The organism is Vreelandella titanicae BH1, from assembly GCF_000336575.1.
In the GTDB taxonomy this organism is placed as follows: domain Bacteria; phylum Pseudomonadota; class Gammaproteobacteria; order Pseudomonadales; family Halomonadaceae; genus Vreelandella; species Vreelandella titanicae.
The window spans coordinates 378,411-397,680 of sequence record NZ_AOPO01000002.1; the positions used below are offsets into that span (position 1 = coordinate 378,411).

Annotated in this window: 16 protein-coding genes; 9 read left to right on the forward strand and 7 right to left on the reverse strand. The window is 53.3% G+C overall.

Features of this window, described 5'->3' with window-relative positions:
- From rsxA to HALTITAN_RS06230, 5 genes are all read right to left on the reverse strand, one after another.
- Entirely contained in the window at window positions 1-582 is a 582-nt protein-coding gene (rsxA, locus tag HALTITAN_RS06210) for an electron transport complex subunit RsxA (protein ID WP_007114112.1), read from the reverse strand.
- Between the two features lie 176 nt (window positions 583-758).
- Window positions 759-2,795 (reverse strand): methionine--tRNA ligase, encoded by a 2,037-nt coding sequence (gene metG, locus HALTITAN_RS06215; protein ID WP_009286583.1) that lies wholly within the window; start codon window positions 2,793-2,795, stop codon window positions 759-761.
- Between the two features lie 104 nt (window positions 2,796-2,899).
- A complete protein-coding gene (locus HALTITAN_RS06220) occupies window positions 2,900-3,181 on the reverse strand; it encodes a hypothetical protein (RefSeq protein WP_022523639.1) in 282 nt (93 codons plus the stop codon).
- Between the two features lie 127 nt (window positions 3,182-3,308).
- Window positions 3,309-4,490, reverse strand: a complete 1,182-nt coding sequence (locus tag HALTITAN_RS06225) for a 1-acyl-sn-glycerol-3-phosphate acyltransferase (RefSeq protein WP_009286584.1) — start codon at window positions 4,488-4,490, stop codon at window positions 3,309-3,311.
- A 93-nt stretch (window positions 4,491-4,583) separates the two neighbouring features.
- Window positions 4,584-5,513: a recombination-associated protein RdgC gene (locus tag HALTITAN_RS06230; RefSeq protein ID WP_027959295.1), complete on the reverse strand. Its 930-nt coding sequence runs from the start codon at window positions 5,511-5,513 to the stop codon at window positions 4,584-4,586.
- 141 nt (window positions 5,514-5,654) lie between these two features.
- Here HALTITAN_RS06230 and HALTITAN_RS06235 point away from each other — a divergent pair, with 141 nt between their 5' ends.
- The 8 genes from HALTITAN_RS06235 (at window position 5,655) to HALTITAN_RS06270 (ending at window position 16,678) form a co-directional block, all read left to right on the forward strand.
- A complete protein-coding gene (locus tag HALTITAN_RS06235; RefSeq protein WP_009286586.1) occupies window positions 5,655-6,089 on the forward strand; it encodes an acyl-CoA thioesterase in 435 nt (144 codons plus the stop codon).
- 152 nt (window positions 6,090-6,241) lie between these two features.
- On the forward strand, window positions 6,242-8,953 hold the full coding sequence (gyrA, locus tag HALTITAN_RS06240) for a DNA gyrase subunit A (protein WP_039858353.1): 2,712 nt from the start codon (window positions 6,242-6,244) through the stop codon (window positions 8,951-8,953).
- On the forward strand, window positions 8,937-10,040 hold the full coding sequence (gene serC / locus HALTITAN_RS06245) for a 3-phosphoserine/phosphohydroxythreonine transaminase (RefSeq protein WP_022523604.1): 1,104 nt from the start codon (window positions 8,937-8,939) through the stop codon (window positions 10,038-10,040). The genes gyrA and serC overlap by 17 nt, the downstream gene beginning before the upstream one ends.
- Before the next feature lie 6 nt (window positions 10,041-10,046).
- The gene (gene pheA, locus HALTITAN_RS06250; protein ID WP_009286587.1) at window positions 10,047-11,138 is read left to right on the forward strand and encodes a prephenate dehydratase; all 1,092 of its coding nucleotides are present in this window, start codon (window positions 10,047-10,049) and stop codon (window positions 11,136-11,138) included.
- Window positions 11,139-11,143: 5 nt separating this feature from the next.
- Window positions 11,144-13,423 (forward strand): bifunctional prephenate dehydrogenase/3-phosphoshikimate 1-carboxyvinyltransferase, encoded by a 2,280-nt coding sequence (locus HALTITAN_RS06255; RefSeq protein WP_039858355.1) that lies wholly within the window; start codon window positions 11,144-11,146, stop codon window positions 13,421-13,423.
- Window positions 13,416-14,114, forward strand: a complete 699-nt coding sequence (gene cmk / locus HALTITAN_RS06260; protein ID WP_022523601.1) for a (d)CMP kinase — start codon at window positions 13,416-13,418, stop codon at window positions 14,112-14,114. The genes HALTITAN_RS06255 and cmk overlap by 8 nt, the downstream gene beginning before the upstream one ends.
- A 183-nt stretch (window positions 14,115-14,297) precedes the next feature.
- Window positions 14,298-15,977 carry a 30S ribosomal protein S1 gene (gene rpsA / locus HALTITAN_RS06265; RefSeq protein ID WP_008957327.1) on the forward strand — a complete coding sequence of 560 codons (1,680 nt, stop codon included), beginning with the start codon at window positions 14,298-14,300 and terminating at the stop codon, window positions 15,975-15,977.
- A 326-nt stretch (window positions 15,978-16,303) separates the two neighbouring features.
- On the forward strand, window positions 16,304-16,678 hold the full coding sequence (locus HALTITAN_RS06270; protein ID WP_022523599.1) for a histone-like nucleoid-structuring protein, MvaT/MvaU family: 375 nt from the start codon (window positions 16,304-16,306) through the stop codon (window positions 16,676-16,678).
- 88 nt (window positions 16,679-16,766) lie between these two features.
- On the opposite strand, the gene HALTITAN_RS06275 is transcribed toward HALTITAN_RS06270, so the two are convergent.
- Complete coding sequence (locus HALTITAN_RS06275; protein WP_236614932.1) at window positions 16,767-17,585, reverse strand: helix-turn-helix transcriptional regulator; 819 nt, start codon at window positions 17,583-17,585, stop codon at window positions 16,767-16,769.
- A gap of 386 nt (window positions 17,586-17,971) precedes the next feature.
- On the opposite strand from HALTITAN_RS06275, the gene HALTITAN_RS06280 reads away from it, so the two are divergent.
- Window positions 17,972-18,331, forward strand: coding sequence for a hypothetical protein (locus tag HALTITAN_RS06280; protein WP_039858361.1), 360 nt, complete (start codon window positions 17,972-17,974; stop codon window positions 18,329-18,331).
- A 23-nt stretch (window positions 18,332-18,354) separates the two neighbouring features.
- Here HALTITAN_RS06280 and HALTITAN_RS06285 read toward each other — a convergent pair whose 3' ends face one another.
- The gene (locus HALTITAN_RS06285; protein ID WP_009286590.1) at window positions 18,355-19,242 is read right to left on the reverse strand and encodes a DNA replication terminus site-binding protein; all 888 of its coding nucleotides are present in this window, start codon (window positions 19,240-19,242) and stop codon (window positions 18,355-18,357) included.
- Window positions 19,243-19,270 lie beyond the last annotated feature (28 nt).

Below are 19,270 nucleotides of genomic sequence, written 5' to 3' on the forward strand. Positions count from 1 at the left end.
TCATCCCTGCACCAACCCTGAAAACCCTAAAAATGCTAACGACATAAGGCTGGCGGTGACCATAGCAATCGCGGCGCCTTGGAAGGGTTTGGGAATATCCGCCCCCGCTAAACGTTCGCGCATCGCGGCAAACAGCACCAAAATAAGCGAGAAGCCCAGTGCTGCGCCCAATCCATAAAGGGTGGTGTGGAAAAAGCTTAATTCACGGTTTAACGACAGCAGGGCTACACCCAATACCGCGCAGTTGGTGGTGATCAGCGGCAGGAAAATGCCCAGCACCTGGTGCAGCAGCGGACTCAGTTGGCGCACCATGATTTCGGTAAACTGCACCACGGCGGCGATCACCACGATAAAACTAATGGTACGCAGGTAGGTTACATCCAGCGGCACAAGCAGGCCGTGATAAACCACGAAGCTAGCGGCCGATGCCAGGGTCAGCACAAAGGTAGTGGCCAGGGACATGCCCATGGCCGACTCCAGTTTATTGGAGACGCCCATAAACGGGCATAGGCCCAAGAACTGAACCAGTACGAAATTGTTGACCAGGGCAGTGCTGATCAAAATGATAAATAACTCACTCATGGCAGCGTATTGTGCGAAGAAAAGGCGGCGCTGGCTAGTGGGAGGCAAGGAAGTTTGATGTGTGAAAAACCTATGCAGGAGGAAGTTTGAATAAAATTGCCGCTGTAATAAAAATGCAAAGGGCAGAGCGCTTTTGAGTCTCTGCCCTTTAACCTGCTTACCGCTTATGCGACGGGTTAGGTTACCCGCTGACCCGGCTCGGCACCTGCATCGGGAGAGAGCAGGTAGATGCCATCTTCGTTAGCAGAGGCCAGCACCATGCCTTCCGATACGCCGAAGCGCATTTTGCGCGGAGCCAGGTTGGCGACCATGACCGTTAAGCGGCCTTCCAGGGCTTCCGGGGCGTAGGCGGAGCGAATGCCGGAGAAGACGTTGCGGGTTTCGCCACCCAGGTCGAGGGTCAATTGCAGCAGTTTGTCGGCGCCTTCTACGTATTCGGCTTTGGCAATACGCGCAATGCGCAGGTCGACTTTAGCAAAGGCGGCAAAGTCGATTTCCTCGGCGATAGGCTCTTCCACCAGCGGGCCTTTGGGTGCTTCTTTCAATTTTTGCTCTTCCACGAGATCTTCCTTCGACGCTTCAATCATGGCATCGATTTTGTCACGTTCAACGCGGGTCATCAGCGGCTTGAATTTGTTGATTGTGTGTTCGGTGAGCACACTCTGTCGAGTGTGCCAGTCCAGCGACTCAACGTTAAGAAAAACACGGGCCTCTTCAGCCATGGCGGGTACCACAGGAGCCAAATAAACCATCAACTGGCGGAACAGATTAATGCCTACCGAGCATATCTCAAGCACCTCTGTGTCACGGCCATCCTGCTTGGCCAGCGCCCAGGGTTCTTTATCAGCAATGTAGGTGTTGGCTTCATCCGCCAGTTCCATAATTTTGCGCATTGCCCGGCTAAATTCCCGGGCTTCAAAGTCTTCGGCAATATCATCACCGGCGGCAATAAAGCGGGCGACCATCTGTGGCTCAGCGCAGTGGCTTGAGAGGCTGCCACTGCCGAGCTTTTTAACAAAACCGGCGCAGCGGCTGGCAATGTTGACCACCTTGCCGACTAAATCTGAATTTACCCGCGCGGCAAAATCGTCCAAATTCAGATCCAGGTCATCAACTTTGGAAGTAAGCTTGGCGGCAAAGTAGTAGCGCAAGTATTCCGGGTTGAGATGATCGGCGTAGGTGGCGGCTTTAATAAAGGTGCCGCGGGATTTCGACATCTTGGCGCCGTCTACCGTCAGGAAACCGTGGCAGTTGACGGCGGTGGGGGTGCGCAGATCCGCGCCATGCAGCATGGCGGGCCAGAAGAGCGCGTGGAAGTAGACGATATCTTTGCCGATAAAGTGATATACCTCGGCATCAGAGCCTTTGTTCCAGTAGCTGTCGAAGTCGATACCTTCGCGGTCACACAAGTTCTTGAAGCTGGCCAAATAGCCAATTGGCGCATCCAGCCAGACATAAAAGTATTTGCCCGGGGCATCGGGAATTTCGAAGCCGAAGTAGGGCGCATCCCGGGAAATATCCCACTCGTTAAAGCCAGACTCAAACCACTCCATCAGCTTATTGCGGATTTGCGGCTGCACATGGCCGTCGTCAATCCAGCCCTGCAGGAAGTCGGCAAAGTCAGGCAGTTTAAAGAAGTAGTGGGTCGATGTACGTACTTCGGGCGTTGCGCCTGAAATGGCTGAAACGGGGTTGATCAAGTCGGCGGGAGTATAGGTAGCGCCGCACTTTTCGCAGTTATCGCCATACTGGTCTTCAGCGCCACATCTAGGGCAGGTGCCTTTAATAAAACGGTCAGCCAGAAACAGGCCTTTCTGGGGGTCAAACATCTGCTCGATATCACGGGTGGCAATATGGCCTTTATCCCGTAAGCGCTTATAAATCATTTCGCTGAAGTGGCGGTTTTCAGCGGAGTGGGTCGAGTGGTAATTGTCGAACCCAACGCCAAAGCGGGCAAAGTCTGTTTGGTGATCGTTGGAAACCCGCTCAATCAGGGCTTCAGAGGTAATACCTTCCTGCTCGGCACGCAGCATAATGGCGGTGCCATGGGCGTCATCGGCACATACGTAGTAGCACTGCTGGCCACGGCTTTTCTGGAAACGTACCCAGATATCAGTCTGGATATACTCAAGTAAGTGACCGAGGTGAATGGCTCCGTTGGCGTAAGGGAGCGCGCTAGTCACCAAAATGTTGCGCGTGGCGGTAGTAGACATGGTGAAGGTTAATTCCGAGTGAATAAGGGTGCCGGTCAGGCGATAGTAAAAAAGACGGCGAAGTCGCTAAACGCTTCGCCGATACCGTTACGTCCTAGCAACGATTAATAAAGCGCTTGCTCTTCTTGAACGACTTCACGCAGCAGTTCTAAAAAGAGCTTATCAGCCTCAGAGTGTTCAGCCGGGTCTTCCGGTATATGCACGCTGGTGGTATCGGAAATTTCGTTGGCAATCCGCGCCATCACCGCAGGGCTATTGCCTTCGGTCAGCTGTTCTCTGGCAATCGCCAGTGATTGCTCAAGGATCTTTGGATCTTGCAGCAGCTTACGAATAAAGCCACGTAGCTCGTTGATGATACGTGTTTTCTGAATTTCTGAACCGGACATGGGGGTCTCCTTAGGATCGCAATTGACGACAGCGCCATGCGAAACCAATCAATGCGTCGACCATAGCATTTTTTCCGCCAACGGGCATGAATTGCCCGTTATTAAAATGGCAGCTTAAAACGCTGATTTAGAGCGTCAGTCGCCCTGCCTTGTGTTTAACAGGGTTCGCGTACTGGGCAAGCCAGTAGGGGCGCAGAGGCTCCGGCACTTCGGCAAGCCGGGCATTAAAGCGTTCACGGTCTTGTCGAGTGATGGCTTTGCGTGCCACCAGCTCCGGTGCTTCGCCCAGCGCCTCTAAAGCCAAATAATGACTGGGGAACAGTCGATAGCCACCAATCACCTGGCGGTCAATCTCAGCAGCGACTTCGTCGGGCGTGGCCATATCAGAACCTACCGGTGTGCCAAAGTGCAGCCGTACACGCCCTTTGGAGCCGGTAATGCCGGCTACAATGGAGCGAATATCTTCAAACTCACTTTTAGCGTAGCTACCCAGTGTGTCGATATCGTGCAGCTCCTGGGCTTTTTGGACATCGCAGGGGTCGTATTCATAGCTAATCGATACCGGTACCAGCTTTAACTCAGCAATTGCCTCGCCAAATACCATGTCTCGTTCTGCGGCTCGCCTGGCCATGATCAACATTTTGATAATGGCGGGCTCAGTGTGATCGATGCCGTTCTTGGCCCGCCCTTCCCGCTGTGCCATCCAGATTGAGTGCTGGTCTTCGGTAATGGTATGGCGAATATAAGCGGAAAGTTGCTGGTATGCTGCCAGCATAGCCCGCTTACCTCGGGCGCTGCGTGGCACGATAAAGCTTTTATTAAGCCGCATTAGATCTGTGACATAGGGCTTTTTAAGCAGATTGTCACCGATCGCGATACGCACGGTATCGCGGTTTGCTTGATACAGCGCATAGTTGACGAACGCGGGATCCAGCGAGATATCGCGGTGGTTACCTATGAACAGGTAAGCGCCGTTGGCGTCGAGTTTGTCGAGGCCGGTAACTTCAAAGGCATCCGTGGTGGTGCGAATCATGCGCTCCATGTAATGGGCAATACGCATTTGAAACTCATAAACCGTCGTTACGTCTTTGACTTCACGACGTACGGCACGGCTGGCAAAAACACGCGCCAGGGATGGTGCCCAGCGCGCCATGCGAGGCAGCCGAAAGCGGGTCAGTGCATCCAGCAGCTCGTTGTCCCGTGAGAGTCTGGCCAGCACATCGGCCACTTCATGATCCATAAAGGGCCGAATATCGGCCCACGGGTCTGTCTCGGTAGAGGCGTTGGTAGCGTTGTTGTGATGAGTCATGCGAACCGTTGGATGATAAATAGTAAATATCGATTAATAACATCGAGGCGAAAAGACGACTTCGGATAACAGTCTTGAATGACTATAGAGCCCTTACTGCGCCGCGGGTTCCCGCTGTGTCTCGCCGCCAAGCCACTCTATCAAGCGTGGAATATCGGTAGATAGCGCCTGCGCCATTAGAATAAAGTCTGTTTCCAGACGGGCAAGCGCGTCGTCTCCGTCGTCAGCGTGATCGGCTTCTTCAATCAAGGCATCGCCAAAGCGCAACGATTTCAGCGCCAAATCATCGTGTAACACACAACTTAGCCGTCCTTCCAGGCTAATCGCGAGTTTACTGGCTTGGCGGCCGGTCTCAAGCAGTTGCTGAATTTCATCGCTGTCTAAATCGACCTGACGAGCGCGCAGTACACCGTCATCACCTTTAGCTTTGAGTTCAACCTGGTCACCAAGCTGAAGATCGGCCGGGCGACTGGCCGCGTCACCTAGCCAAGTGGTCATGGCGCGAATAGGCAGCGTCTGTGAACTCAGTGGGGTGACTTTTAGGCTGCCCAGGGTTTCGCGAAGCAAATCCAGAATATCTTCGGCGCGGGTGCGTGAACTGGCATTGATGCCTATCATCTGGCCGCGAATGTCCCACCAAAGATCAATTTTCTGACTACGCACAAAAGCGCGGGGCAATAAATTCTCGGTTACCTGCTCTTTTAACGCGGTCTTCTCTTTGCGGGTCACTTTGCGGCCTTCGCTGGCCTCAATATCCGCCACCTGCTCATCGACTTCCTCTTTTACAACAGAGGCGGGCAGTAGGCGCTCTTGACGCAGCGCTGAAAGCAGCCGATGTGATTGAATTTCGTGAACAAGCTGCCCTGCGCCCAAACGTCCAGCAGGTGCAGTCCAGCCCAGGCGGCGTGCGTCGGCGTTGCCGAGTGGTTTGGCGGCATGCTCTTGTAAAGCGCTAGCGAGCTCATCGCTGGATAATTCGGGCGCGTCGTGCAGGCGGTATAAATGCAAGTGCTTAAACCACATGGAGCCAATCCTGTTTAAAAGGTGGCACATTATGGCGAAAGCGGGGCATTCCTACCAGCGGCTGTCACCAATCGTCTCTGTTGCACGTGTTTCAAACTTGTGTTTGATTGAATCGTTGCCAATCACTATAGAGGAGTCGATATGAGTGCATCGCTGTCGCGAGTTCATTTACGCGTTAGAGGCTATCATCTGGATGGCTATGGGCATGTCAATAACGCTCGCTATCTTGAGTTTATGGAAGAAGGGCGCTGGGACTTCTTTGATCAACACCCAGAGATGATCAAAGAGCTCCATCAGGCCGGGCGGGCATTCGTCGTCGTCAATTTGAACATTGATTATCTGGCCGCTGCCCGCCAAGGGGATGATTTGGAAGTGATGACCGGGATCATCGACGTTGGTGAGCGCAGCGGGCTTTGCCACCATCGTATTGTGCGTAAGGATGGCGCCGTCATCGCCCGTGCGGATTTAACCTTCGTGCTACTCGATATGCGCGCCAACAAGGCCGCTGCAATCGAGGGAGAGGTGCGTGAGGCGTTGGCTGCATTAACCTTGGGGAAAGAGGCATTTAGCGTCTAAACGGCTTTGGTGAGCTCCCTGGCTGCCCTTGCTGCTTTTGCGGTGGTATGATGTCGCAGTATTTGCGCGCCGCTCTATGGTAATTTCAGAGCGGTGTTTACCAGCGCTTTCAACTCTCGCAGTGCCAATGCAGTGCAAAGGATCTGACTTTCATGGGTGACATCGCCAGAGAAATCTTGCCCGTCAATATTGAAGACGAGCTTAAACAGTCGTATCTCGACTATGCGATGAGCGTCATTATCGGCCGCGCGCTTCCAGATGTGCGGGATGGCCTTAAACCGGTTCACCGGCGTGTGCTGTTTGCCATGCATGAACTGGGTAATGATTGGAATAAACCGTACAAAAAGTCGGCGCGTGTCGTCGGCGATGTCATCGGTAAATACCATCCGCACGGTGATAGCGCGGTATACGACACTATCGTACGTATGGCGCAGCACTTCTCGATGCGCCATGTCCTGGTCGACGGTCAGGGCAACTTCGGTTCTATTGATGGGGATAACGCGGCCGCCATGCGTTATACCGAGGTGCGTATGTCGCGCCTTGCCCACGAACTGCTTGCTGACCTTGAAAAAGATACCGTCGATTGGGTGGATAACTACGACGGTACCGAGCGTATCCCCGCCGTATTACCCACCAAGGTACCCAACCTGCTCATTAACGGCTCGTCGGGTATCGCGGTAGGTATGGCGACCAATATTCCACCGCACAATATGCGTGAAGTGATTGACGGCTGTTTGGCCCTCATCGATGACTACACGCTGTCGGTGGATGACTTGATGGAGTATATCCCCGGCCCTGACTTCCCCACCGGCGCGATCATTAATGGTCGCGCGGGTATTTTGTCGGCGTACCGTACAGGCCGTGGGCGTATTTATGTGCGCGCTTGCCACACCATTGAGCACCACGACAAAACCGGTCGCGACCACATCATCATCACCGAGCTGCCTTATCAGGTGAATAAGGCGCGGTTGATCGAGAAGATCGCCGAGCTGGTGAAAGAGAAGAAGATTGAAGGTATCGCCGAACTGCGCGATGAGTCGGATAAAGATGGCCTGCGCGTGGTGATTGAAATCAAGCGCGGTGAGTCCGGCGAAGTAGTGGTCAATAACCTGTTTGCTCAAACGCAGCTGCAAAACGTGTTCGGGATTAACATGGTGGCGCTGGAAAATGGCCAGCCACGCACGCTCAATCTTAAAGAGATGCTGGAAGCCTTTATTCGTCACCGGCGCGAAGTGGTTACCCGGCGCACGCTGTATGAGCTGAAAAAAGCCCGTGAGCGTGGGCATCTGTTGGAAGGCTTGGCCGTCGCTATCTCGAATATCGATGAAGTGATCGAGCTGATCAAAGCCTCACCCAACGCGGCTGAAGCGCGTGAAAAGCTGCTCGCCAAGACTTGGCAGCCCGGTCAGGTGACCGCCATGTTAGAGCGGGCCGGGGCTACTTCTTGCAAGCCAGAAGAGCTGGAAGAGGGTTTTGGTTTAAATACCGCGGCCACCTCTTATCGGCTCTCGCCAGCCCAGGCGCAGGCGATTCTGGAGCTGCGCCTGCACCGCTTGACGGGTCTTGAGACCGAGAAGCTTCTTGATGAATACCTGAGCATTCTTGAGAAAATTGCCGAGCTAACCGAGATTTTGGCCTCTGCCGACCGCTTGATGGAAGTGATTCGCGAAGAGCTGCGAGCGGTGCGTGATCAGTTTGGCGATGACCGTCGTACTGAAATTCAGGCTAGTCACCTCGATTTGTCGATGGAGGACTTGATCGCCGAAGAGGACATGGTGGTAACCGTGTCGCGTTCAGGCTATGCCAAGACGCAGCCGCTGTCGGATTATCAGGCCCAGCGCCGTGGTGGCCGAGGTAAGTCCGCTACCGCCATGAAAGACGAAGATGTGATAGAGCACCTGCTGGTGGCTTCTACTCATGACACCGTGCTGCTGTTCTCAAATCGCGGCAAAGTGTACTGGCTGAAGGTGTACGAAATGCCCAATGCCAGCCGTGGCTCGCGGGGTAAACCGCTGGTGAATATGTTGCCGCTGGAAGAGGGTGAAGCGGTTAACGCCATCTTGCCGGTGCGCGACTACAACCCTGATAACTACATCTTCTTTGCCACGGCTAAAGGTACCGTAAAACGTACCAGCCTTGAGCAGTTCTCGCGCCCACGCAGCGTCGGTCTGATTGCGATTGATTTGGAAGAGGGCGACCGCTTGGTTGGCGCGGCGATTACCACGGGTAATGACCATGCCATGCTGCTGTCGTCTAACGGCAAGGCGATTCGCTTTGAAGAGGGCAAAGCCCGCGCCATGGGGCGTACTGCCCGCGGGGTGCGTGGTATGCGCCTAGCCGGCGACGCGGAAGTCATTAGCCTGATTATTCCTAAAAGCCAGCAGATCGACGCCGAGGCGGATGCCGAAGGGGAAACGCAAGACGGTGCCCAAGAGAGCACTGTAGCCGAGACCGCCGTTGGTCAGATCTACATTATGACCGCCAGTGAGAATGGTTACGGCAAGCGCACGCGCCTGGAAGAATTCCCGCTGCGTGGTCGTGGTGGCCAGGGTGTCATCGCCATGCAAACCAGCGAGCGTAACGGTTCGCTCGTGGCGGCGATGCAGGTCTATGACAGCGATGAAATGATGCTGATCACCGACCGCGGCACGCTAGTGCGTACCCGTGTGGAAGAGGTCTCGACCACATCACGGAATACCCAGGGCGTGATGCTGATTCGTCTTGGCAAAGAGGAGAAGCTGGTCAAGACGGTGCGCGTTGATGAACCGGAAGAGAGCGACGAGCTAAGCGCTCTTGAAGACGCCCAGGCGAATGAAACATCCGATGATGCACAGGAAACGGGGACTGATGACACGTCACTATAATTTCTGCGCAGGGCCAGCGGCCCTGCCAGTGGCCGTGCTAGAGCGCGCCCGGGAAGAGTTGCTGGACTACCAGGGGCGCGGCCTTTCAGTAATGGAAATGAGCCACCGCAGCGATGAATTTATTGCCATTGCCGAGCGTGCCGAAGCCGACTTTCGTCATCTGTTGGGCGTGCCGGATAACTACCGCGTGCTGTTTCTACAGGGCGGGGCCAGCTTGCAGTTTGCCATGCTGCCGATGAACCTGTTGGGTCAAGGCGGTAGAGGCAATTTTATTCAGACCGGCATCTGGGGCAAGAAGGCGCTCAATGAGGCCAAGCACCTTGGTTTTGATTGCCATGTGGTTGCCAGCAGTGAGTCCAACGGTCATACGGCGGTACCCGCACAAGACGAACTGCGGGTGAGCGCAGATGCTGCCTATTTGCACTACACCTCTAACGAGACAATTGGTGGCTTGGAATTTGATTATACACCGCATATTCAGCGTGCCGATGGTGCTCACGTGCCGCTGGTCTGCGATATGTCGTCGAACATTCTGTCTGGGCCCATCGACGTTAGCGAATTTGGCGTTATCTACGCTGGGGCACAGAAAAATATTGGCCCCGCCGGGTTAACGCTGGTGGTGGTGCGTGACGACCTGCTAGGTAAAGCTAGGGCCAATATACCTTCGCTATTTGATTATCAAATGCTGGCGGACGCTGGTTCGATGGTCAATACGCCCCCCACTTACGCTTGGTATTTAGCCGGGCTGGTGTTTCAGTGGCTGAAGGACGATATTGGCGGATTGGCGGCGATGGACGCTATCAATCAGCGTAAGGCAGATAAACTTTACGCAGCGATTGATGCCAGCGAGCTTTATAGCAATCCAATTGCTAAAGCCAACCGTTCGCGCATGAACGTGCCCTTTGTACTGGCCGATTCGGCACTGGATAAAGCGTTTTTACAGCAGGCCGATGCGGCGGGGCTGCTTAATTTGAAAGGTCATCGCAGTGTGGGCGGTATGCGTGCCAGCCTTTACAACGCGGTGCCTGAGTCTGCGGTAGATGCCTTAATTGCATTTATGGCCGATTTTGAAAAAACAAGGGGCTAAATCACGATGTCCGACACGTCGATCAATCTGGATGAGTTGCGCCAGCGTATCGATCAGCTCGATAGCGATATTCTGAACCTGATCAGTGAACGCGCCAGCTGTGCCCAGCAGGTGGCCCATGTCAAGCTAGCTGAAGATAAAGATGCGGTGTTTTATCGCCCTGAGCGAGAGGCGCAGGTGCTTCGGCGCATTATGGCGTTGAATAAGGGGCCGCTCGATTCAGAAGAGATGGCGCGGCTGTTTCGCGAAATCATGTCGGCGTGTTTGGCGCTTGAGCAGCCGGTAAAAGTTGCTTACTTAGGCCCTGAAGGTACCTTTACGCAACAGGCGGCGCTCAAGCACTTTGGTGAAAGCGCTGTTAGCCTGCCCATGGCAGCCATCGACGAGGTATTTCGTGAAGTAGAGGCGGGGGCCGTACACTACGGCGTCGTGCCGGTGGAAAACTCCACCGAAGGGGTGGTTAATCACACCCTGGACACCTTTATGGATTCCTCGATTAAAATTTGTGGCGAAGTAGTACTGCGTATTCACCACCATTTGCTGGTCAGTGAAACGACGCGCCGCGATAAGGTCTCGCGTATTTACTCGCACCCGCAGTCGTTTGCCCAGTGCCGTAAATGGCTGGATGCTCACTATCCCCATGCGGAGCGCGTGCCGGTTTCCTCTAATGCGGAAGCGGCCAAGTTAGTCAAAACCGAGTGGCATAGTGCGGCGATTGCAGGTGATATGGCGGCCAAGCTTTATGGGCTTGAGCACATTGCCGAAAAAATTGAAGACAGCCCGGATAACTCCACGCGGTTTTTGATTATTGGCAACCAGGATGTGCCCATGGCAGGAGAGGATAAAACCTCTATTGTGGTTGCCATGCGCAACCAGCCGGGGACGCTGCATGCGCTGCTGGAGCCTTTTCATCGCCACCAAATTGATTTAACGCGCCTTGAAACGCGTCCTTCGCGTACCGGTGTGTGGAACTACGTCTTTTTTATCGACTTTAAAGGCCATCGTGATGAGCCTGAGGTCGCGGCAGTGCTTGAAGAGGTGCAGCTACGAGCGGCAGATCTACGCGTGCTGGGCTCTTACCCCATAGGCGTGCTGTGACGTTAATGGCCGAAGACGGTGTGAAAACATCAGGCTGTCATGAGTCGCGTCTATTGATTGTTGGTCTGGGATTGATTGGTGGTTCGCTAGCGGCAGCGCTGCGCGCGGTAGGGTTTCAGGGTCAAATTGTTGCCTGTGACCCTGACGAAGCTGAGATTGCACGCGGTATTGAGATGGGGCTGATCGACTCAGGCAGTACCCACCTTGATGAGCAAGTCAATGACGCCACCATGGTAGTGCTGGCAGTGCCGGTGCTCGCCATGGAGAGCGTGATGGCAAGCTTGGCCGAAGCGCTACCTAACGCGTCGGCTGACGTTGTGATTACCGATGTTGGTAGTACCAAGGCGACTATCCGCGCCTGCGCTCAGCGTGTATTTGGCCAGGTACCCACTAATATGGTGCTGGGGCACCCTATTGCCGGTTCAGAAAAAAGCGGTGTGGCAGCGGCGAATCCGCGTTTGTATGTAGACCACAAGGTTATTTTGACACCTGAGCTGAACGTCGACCGTGAGGCTTTGCAGCGCGTGCGCTGCTTATGGGAAGCCTGTGGTGCCGATGTGCTGGAAATGGACGTAGAGCGCCATGACCAAGTGTTGGCGCGTACCAGCCATTTGCCGCACTTGCTGGCATTTTCGCTGGTGGATACGCTGGCCCGTCAGGATGAGCGGCTAGATATTTTTCGTTACGCAGCGGGCGGCTTTCGCGACTTTACCCGTATCGCGGGAAGCGACCCGGTGATGTGGCGAGATATTTTTATTGCCAACAAGCAGGCGGTTTTAGCATCGCTGGATGATTTTGAAGCGGGGCTTTCTCGATTGCGTCATGCGGTAGAAGCCGGTGACAGCGATGCGCTGATTGCCACCTTTGATCGGGCTAGCCACGCCCGGCACTATTTCGACTCTTTATTGAACAAAACCAGTTATCAGGCGGAATATCATATGCAACCACAAGGTAAGGTCACCTACCGTGTGCAGCCGGGCGGTCAAGCCCAGGGGCGTTTGCGCGTACCTGGCGATAAATCCATGTCGCACCGCTCTATCATGTTGGGCGCGCTGGCTGAGGGTGTCACTGAAGTAAAAGGCTTTCTGGAAGGTGAGGATAGCCTGGCGACCCTGCAGGCGTTTCGGGAAATGGGTGTGGCGATCGAAGGGCCGCACCAGGGCCGCGTGACGATTCACGGTGTGGGTATGCATGGCTTAAAAGCCCCCGCAGGCCCGCTCTATGTAGGTAACTCGGGCACCGCCATGCGGCTTTTTTCAGGACTGCTGGCAGGCCAAGCGTTTGATAGCGAGCTGACCGGCGATGAGTCACTAACCAAACGGCCTATGGGGCGCGTGGCTGACCCGCTGCGCTTGATGGGCGCAACCATTGATACCGCTGAGGGCGGGCGTCCGCCGTTGAAGATTCATGGTGGCGCCAAGCTTAAAGGCATCCATTACGATATGCCCATGGCCAGTGCCCAGGTAAAATCTTGCCTGTTGCTGGCGGGGCTGTACGCCGAAGGCGAAACTCGAGTGCGCGAACCTGCGCCGACCCGCGACCACACCGAGCGTATGCTCAATGGTTTTGGCTATGCGGTTTCCCGTGAGGGCGATACCTGCTGGCTCAAAGGGGGCGGTAAGCTCACCGCAGGCCCCATTGATGTGCCTTCGGATATTTCATCTGCAACCTTCTTCTTAGTGGCAGCTGCCATTACCCCAGGCTCAGATATCACCCTTGAACACGTCGGCATTAATCCCACCCGGATTGGCGTAATCAATATTCTTACCCTGATGGGGGCGAATTTGGCGTTAGAGAATGAGCGCGAAGTGGGTGGCGAGCCGGTGGCCGATATTCGTATTCGCTATGCGCCGCTGAAAGGCATTGATATTCCCGAAGAGCAAGTGCCGTTAGCCATTGATGAATTCCCCGCGCTGTTTATTGCCGCCGCTAATGCCGAGGGTGTGACCCGTCTTAGAGGTGCTGAAGAGCTACGGGTCAAAGAGTCTGATCGCATTCAGGCCATGGCCGATGGCTTGGCTGTGTTAGGTGTGCAGCACACCGTTGTAGACGACGGCATCGATATTGTCGGCAATGGCGATGCGCAAAAAGCGAGCTACGGCGGTGGGCGTGTCGATAGTCTGGGCGATCACCGTATTGCCATGGCGTTTGCGATTTCATCACTACGTGCAAGTGCAGAAATTGTGATTGAAGACTGCGCCAATGTGGCGACCTCATTCCCTGACTTTGTCGAATTAGCCACGCGTATTGGCATGGGCGTTAGCGTGGAGGGCGCGCATGAATGATCGTGTTGCTGCTGCTCCCGTTGTCACCATTGATGGGCCTGGCGGCGCAGGTAAAGGTACGATCAGTGGCTTGGTGGCAGAGCGCCTAGGCTGGCATCTTCTCGATAGTGGCGCACTTTATCGACTGACGGCTCAAGCAGCAGTTAAGCACAACGTAGCCGTTGACGACGAGTTGGGCCTGGCACGCTTGGCAGAGCAGTTAGATGTGGCGTTTCCTGTGGAAGAGGGGCAGCCACGTACACTGCTTGAGGGTGAAGATGTTGGCCAGGTGATTCGCACCGAACAGGCCGGCGAGCGAGCTTCTCAAGTGGCGGCACTGCCTGCGGTGCGCCAAGCCCTGCTACAGCGCCAGCGCGATTTTTGCCAAGCGCCGGGCTTGGTGGCGGATGGTCGTGACATGGGTACCGTGGTGTTTCCTGACGCGGCGCTGAAGATTTTTTTAACCGCCAGCGCCGATGAACGGGCGCGTCGACGCTATCTGCAGTTGCAGGAAGCCGGGGTGGATGCTAGTCTTTCGAGTCTTTTAAAGGAGATTCAGGCACGCGATGCACGCGACACGCAGCGCAGTGTGGCTCCTCTCAAGCCGGCAGATGATGCCATTACGCTTGATACCACGCGCCTGAGCATACCGGAAGTGGTTGATCGACTGACCGAACTGCTCGCCCAAAAAGGGCTGGTAAGCGGCGTCTGATTCTCCCTTGCGGCGCTTTTGGATAGGTGTCACGACGTGGCAGGGCACTAAACTCACATCGGTGAGCCCGGTCAGGTCTAACCAGCGTTAACACCCCCAAAGGCTGAGTGACATTAGGCCCGCACTTGCTGGTGGTGCGGAGAAGGCATTTATGCCTCAACAACGTAATTACGTAGGAACACCATGAGCGAAAGCTTTGCTGAGCTGTTTGAACAGTCTCTTAACGACATCAACATGGAGCCAGGCGCTATTGTCGCGGCTCAGGTTGTCGACATTGACGGTGACTGGGTTACTGTCAACGCTGGTCTGAAATCTGAAGGTCAGATCCCTGCGTCACAATTCCGCGATGAGCACGGTAATCTGAACATCGCTATCGGTGACGACGTGCACGTTGCACTTGAAGCCGTAGAAGATGGTTTCGGTGAAACGCGTCTGTCTCGTGAAAAAGCCAAGCGTGCAGAAGCTTGGAAGATTCTTGAAGCAGCCTTCGAGAAAGACGAAATCATTAAGGGCGTTATTAACGGTAAGGTTAAAGGCGGCTTCACTGTTGAAGTTGACTCTATCCGTGCCTTCTTGCCGGGCTCGTTGGTTGACGTTCGTCCAGTTCGCGACACTGCGCACCTGGAAAACAAAGAGCTGGACTTTAAAGTCATCAAGCTCGATCCGAAGCGCAACAACGTTGTGGTATCACGTCGTGCGGTTCTGGAAGCAGAGAACAGTGCCGAGCGCGAAGCGCTGCTGGCAACTCTGCAAGAAGGTCAGCAGATCAAGGGTATCGTTAAGAACCTGACAGACTACGGCGCTTTCGTAGACCTGGGTGGTGTTGACGGCCTGCTGCACATTACAGACATGGCGTGGAAGCGTATTAAGCATCCGTCCGAAATCGTTGCCGTTGGCGATGAGATCAACGTCAAAGTTCTGAAGTTTGACCGTGAGCGTAATCGCGTTTCACTGGGTCTGAAGCAGTTGGGCGAAGATCCGTGGGTCAACATTAAAGAGCGTTATCCAGAAGGCATGAAAGTACACGCGGTCGTCACTAACCTGACTGACTACGGCTGCTTTGCCGAGCTGGAAGAGGGTGTTGAAGGTCTGGTTCACGTTTCTGAAATGGACTGGACTAACAAAAACATCCATCCGTCTAAAGTCGTTCAAGTGGGCGATGATGTTGACGTCATGGTGTTGGATATCGACGAAGAGCGTCGTCGTATTTCTCTGGGTATCAAGCAGTGCACTGCTAACCCGTGGGAAACCTTCAACACTGACTACAACAAGGGTGACCGTGTTTCCGGTACCATCAAGTCAATTACTGACTTCGGTATCTTTATCGGCCTAGAAGGCGGTATTGACGGTCTGGTTCACTTGTCTGACATTTCTTGGACTGATACTGGCGAAGAAGCTGTACGCAGCTTTAAGAAAGGCGATGAAGCTGAAGCCGTTATCCTGTCTATTGATCCTGAGCGTGAGCGCATCTCGCTGGGCATCAAGCAGATGGATTCTGACCCCGTTGCTGAGTACCTGTCAGTCAACGATAAGGGCAGCATCGTAACGGGTCGCGTCATTGAAGTTGATGCTAAAGAAGCTCAAGTTGAATTGGCGACTGACGTTATTGCTGTGCTGAAAGCCTCTGAAATCAGTGCTGACCGCGTAGAAGACGCGCGCAATGTGCTGAATGAAGGCGACAGCGTAGAAGCCCGTATTGTAAGTGTTGATCGTAAGAGTCGTCAGATCAATCTGTCGGTAAAAGCGAAAGACCAAGACGATACGCGTCAGAACCTGAAGAAGATGCGTGAGCAAGAGCCGGAAACTGCAGGTGGCCCGACCACCATCGGTGATTTGATCAAGCAGCAGATGGGCCAAGACTAATTATCGATTAGTTATTGGTTTGTAAAAGCGCCGCCCTTATGGGCGGCGCTTTTGTTTGTAGTGGTTGAGTGCTTGTAATAGCTCTACGGTAGGTGTGTATAGTCGCCATGTTCTATTAGGGTTAAACTCTTTAAGCAGCAATTGAGTTTTAAAAAAACGATTAGTAATTGAGTGAAAATCAACTAGACTGTTGTCAGTTACTCTTTTTACAGGAATAATGTCCCTGCATTCTGAACTAGTGGGTGTCAAGGTTGTCAATCTGCACCTCAGTTAGATCCCATTCAGCTGAGCCCCATTCAGTTGGATAAGCTATTAAAGGAACCTCGATGTCATTACTTAACGAATATATCCAAAAAGAGCAGCAGCTAAAGCAGCTTCAGGAAGATTTGCAGCGCTTAGAAGGCGACCAGCGTCTAAAAAGCGAGTTGGAATTTAAGGCCAAACTTGAAGCGCTAATGACTGAGTTTGGCAAGCGCCCAGGCGATGTCATTGCCTTATTGGATCCGGCTGCTGACCAGCGTACGGCTAAAACCACAGCCAGTGGCAATGCACGTCGTAAGCGTCGTCTTAAAATTTACAAAAACCCCAAAACGGGGGAAGTCATTGAGACTCGTGGCGGCAACCATAAGGGTCTGCGTAGCTGGAAAGATCAGTATGGCGATGAAACCGTCGAGTCTTGGCTGGAGCGCATGGAAGACTAAGTTAGTTAACAACCGGCATTTCTGTACAGGAATGCCGGTTTTTTATTGCCCTGTGTTCAGCTATATCGCTAAGACGTGACCATCACTGCTAGGCTATTAAGGGAATACGAAGTTCTAAATGGTTCGCTTTCCATAATACCTGCGGAGGGTGGCCGCTAACGTGACAGACATTTTTCTTGTGAAGTAGATACATGATGGTATGCATCAACGCGCTATTTAGATCAGCTAAGTCGTCAAAGCACGTGCTCGCGTAGTGGTGGGTGGGAATGTCGACCCGCCGGTAGTGCACTGGTAACGCAATGTCTTGTGCATTGTCCGTATCCGATAGGTAAAGACCAAAGTCGGTACGGTATGAATGAAAAAATTCACTATTAAGTGCATTAACCTTATCTGCGAGTATGTCGGGCAGTGCAATGACGGTCGTTGATAGTCTAAGGCGCGCCTGTAAGCGCGCTAGCTGCTTATTCTGATAGCTGGCATCCCCTAGCCCCTTAATATGCGTGGGAGCTTTGTAGAGGCGCATTAGGATCATTTGGCGGTCATTGCTTTTTTCGATGCGCGTGTTAAAAACAGGATGCGGTTTTGGCTGAATGAGCGCGGTTTTCAGGGTTTGTCGAAAATGGCGCGGACTCAGCTGATAGCGACGTTGAAATGCCCGGGAAAACGACGAGTGGTTATGGTACCCGCAACGTATCGCAATTTGCGCTATATTGAGAGGAGTAAGCCCTAGCAACACCGCTGCGCGCTCCAATCGCCTTATTTCACGGTAGGCGCTAGGTGAGATGTCAAAGCTTTGGCGAAATTGGCGCCGAACTTGGGAAGATGAATACCCTATGTGATTCGCAAGGTCTTCAATACCGAGTGGCTTATCAAGTGTGTCCTGCAGCCAGATCTCAGCTCGTGTCATCGCGTTGAACATTATCTGGCCTCTAATACGTGAATCATACAGGTCGTGCTTATCTTGCCTGTAATGCACTCTCCCAGTGCGTTAGTGTTGGTAACCTGGCTGAAAGGAAAAAGTTCAGCTTACTGATGAGAGTGGAATCTCTATTCAGGCTACTTGTGGGTAATGTTGATGCGAGGCATCAATTAATGCGTTGTCGCTGACTGTGACGTGTTTGATAAATGTGTGGGTTACCCTCATATACCTAATAATGATGCCTTTATGCTGGTAATTGGGTGGCAAAGGCAAGTTTGCTCGTTAGCTTTACGCGTTTGTGCACAGTTTTTGCCAAAAAAAGCGACATTGGCAGTCATATCGACCATTTCAAGCAAGGTGTAAATGAAACATCGATGAAATATCAAAAGGTTCAAAAGCCGATAGATGAGCGCGAGAAGCTGCGTAAGTTTCGTGAGTTAGACGATGCTTTTGCGCAGGCTTTACGCCAATTAGATGACCCAGAGAGCGGTTTCGATATACCGACAGGCCCGCCGGTACGCTCGCTTGCGGCATTGGAGCAAGAAGATTTAGAAAGCCAGCAGGAGGAACAGCAACAAGAGCGGGAGCGTATTTTTAAACAGCGCTTTGAAGCTTTGTTGAGCGAGTATGGTGTGGATCATTACGACCTGGCCGAGCTGATCGAAGCGCTGCTTGGCTATGGGGTATGGCAGCAGGATGTAGTGCCTGCAGCTAGCATATCCAAAACACCGTAGAAGTCTTTGCAGGTGCCTTTATGCTAACGGTAGCGATAAATCCTCAAGCTCGGTAGAAATACATCCTGCTCTAGTTTCTCATCGCGTCGTCTTGCCCGTGTGCGGGCAGTGGGAGGTTCTGGCGTAGGCAGGTTAATGTGGGGCAGCCGCTGGTTATTGTCAGGCACAAAAATAGGCATAGCGGCATTCAGTGCCCGTCGTGTATGCCCATCGTCGAGTGGTTCGGTAAAAAACAGGTTTGCCCGCATCAGCGGGGCCTGAGTTTGCACCTGGGCAAGCACTTCGCCGCTTGGAATACCGGCTAGCTTGCGTAGCTGAATACGAATATGCGGTGCATCAGTATCAAGCTGCAATAGCTTATGTTCAGCTTCTTGAACTGACAGGCGTTTAATAGAGCGACCACTACTGTACCAAGCAAAGCGAATGCGTGAGACAGGCGCTTGTGCGATAGGTAGCTGCCGCCAGCTCTGTTTAAGATGTAAACGGGCAAGTCCATTGCGGCGTAACACTTCATCAACGTGAGGGTGGCGTTGCGGTAGGCGACTTTTTGCATCGCTAAGTGTTTGGGGAAATGCCTGTTTGATATGTTGTAATTGGTCACTAAAACTGACCTTGGCTTGATTTACAGCGTCTATTGTCATTAGTAGCTCGTCATTAGCGGCTACTACGGCAATATAGTTGCGCGTCTCACGGCCATCTTGATCCTGCTCATGCCACATATCGAACAGGGCTTTACGCAACCAATCGCTAGACGGCGCCGTTTGATGAAAGAGCCATGTTGCCGGTAGTTGCTGTTCGTATAGTGAAACAGCGGCTTCAATGGTTGCAAGTAGATGATCAAACTGCTGCTCCAGTTGAAGCAGCAGATGATAGGCCGAAGGCGATGATGGGTTAGCGTTTATCTCGGCCATAGTCAGTGTCAGTGCTCGTTAAGTCAGT

Bases quoted from the DNA above. Each gene is read 5' to 3' on its own strand.
- HALTITAN_RS06275 (WP_236614932.1), bottom strand. From the start codon at position 17,585: ATGACACGAGCTGAGATCTGGCTGCAGGACACACTTGATAAGCCACTC.
- HALTITAN_RS06235 (WP_009286586.1), top strand. From the start codon at position 5,655: ATGAGTGCATCGCTGTCGCGAGTTCATTTACGCGTTAGAGGCTATCAT.
- HALTITAN_RS06270 (WP_022523599.1), top strand. From the start codon at position 16,304: ATGTCATTACTTAACGAATATATCCAAAAAGAGCAGCAGCTAAAGCAG.
- metG (WP_009286583.1), bottom strand. From the start codon at position 2,795: ATGTCTACTACCGCCACGCGCAACATTTTGGTGACTAGCGCGCTCCCT.
- serC (WP_022523604.1), top strand. From the start codon at position 8,937: ATGACACGTCACTATAATTTCTGCGCAGGGCCAGCGGCCCTGCCAGTG.
- HALTITAN_RS06280 (WP_039858361.1), top strand. From the start codon at position 17,972: ATGAAATATCAAAAGGTTCAAAAGCCGATAGATGAGCGCGAGAAGCTG.
- rsxA (WP_007114112.1), bottom strand. From the start codon at position 582: ATGAGTGAGTTATTTATCATTTTGATCAGCACTGCCCTGGTCAACAAT.
- HALTITAN_RS06255 (WP_039858355.1), top strand. From the start codon at position 11,144: ATGGCCGAAGACGGTGTGAAAACATCAGGCTGTCATGAGTCGCGTCTA.
- pheA (WP_009286587.1), top strand. From the start codon at position 10,047: ATGTCCGACACGTCGATCAATCTGGATGAGTTGCGCCAGCGTATCGAT.
- HALTITAN_RS06230 (WP_027959295.1), bottom strand. From the start codon at position 5,513: ATGTGGTTTAAGCACTTGCATTTATACCGCCTGCACGACGCGCCCGAA.
- gyrA (WP_039858353.1), top strand. From the start codon at position 6,242: ATGGGTGACATCGCCAGAGAAATCTTGCCCGTCAATATTGAAGACGAG.
- HALTITAN_RS06225 (WP_009286584.1), bottom strand. From the start codon at position 4,490: ATGACTCATCACAACAACGCTACCAACGCCTCTACCGAGACAGACCCG.
- HALTITAN_RS06285 (WP_009286590.1), bottom strand. From the start codon at position 19,242: ATGGCCGAGATAAACGCTAACCCATCATCGCCTTCGGCCTATCATCTG.
- cmk (WP_022523601.1), top strand. From the start codon at position 13,416: ATGAATGATCGTGTTGCTGCTGCTCCCGTTGTCACCATTGATGGGCCT.
- HALTITAN_RS06220 (WP_022523639.1), bottom strand. From the start codon at position 3,181: ATGTCCGGTTCAGAAATTCAGAAAACACGTATCATCAACGAGCTACGT.
- rpsA (WP_008957327.1), top strand. From the start codon at position 14,298: ATGAGCGAAAGCTTTGCTGAGCTGTTTGAACAGTCTCTTAACGACATC.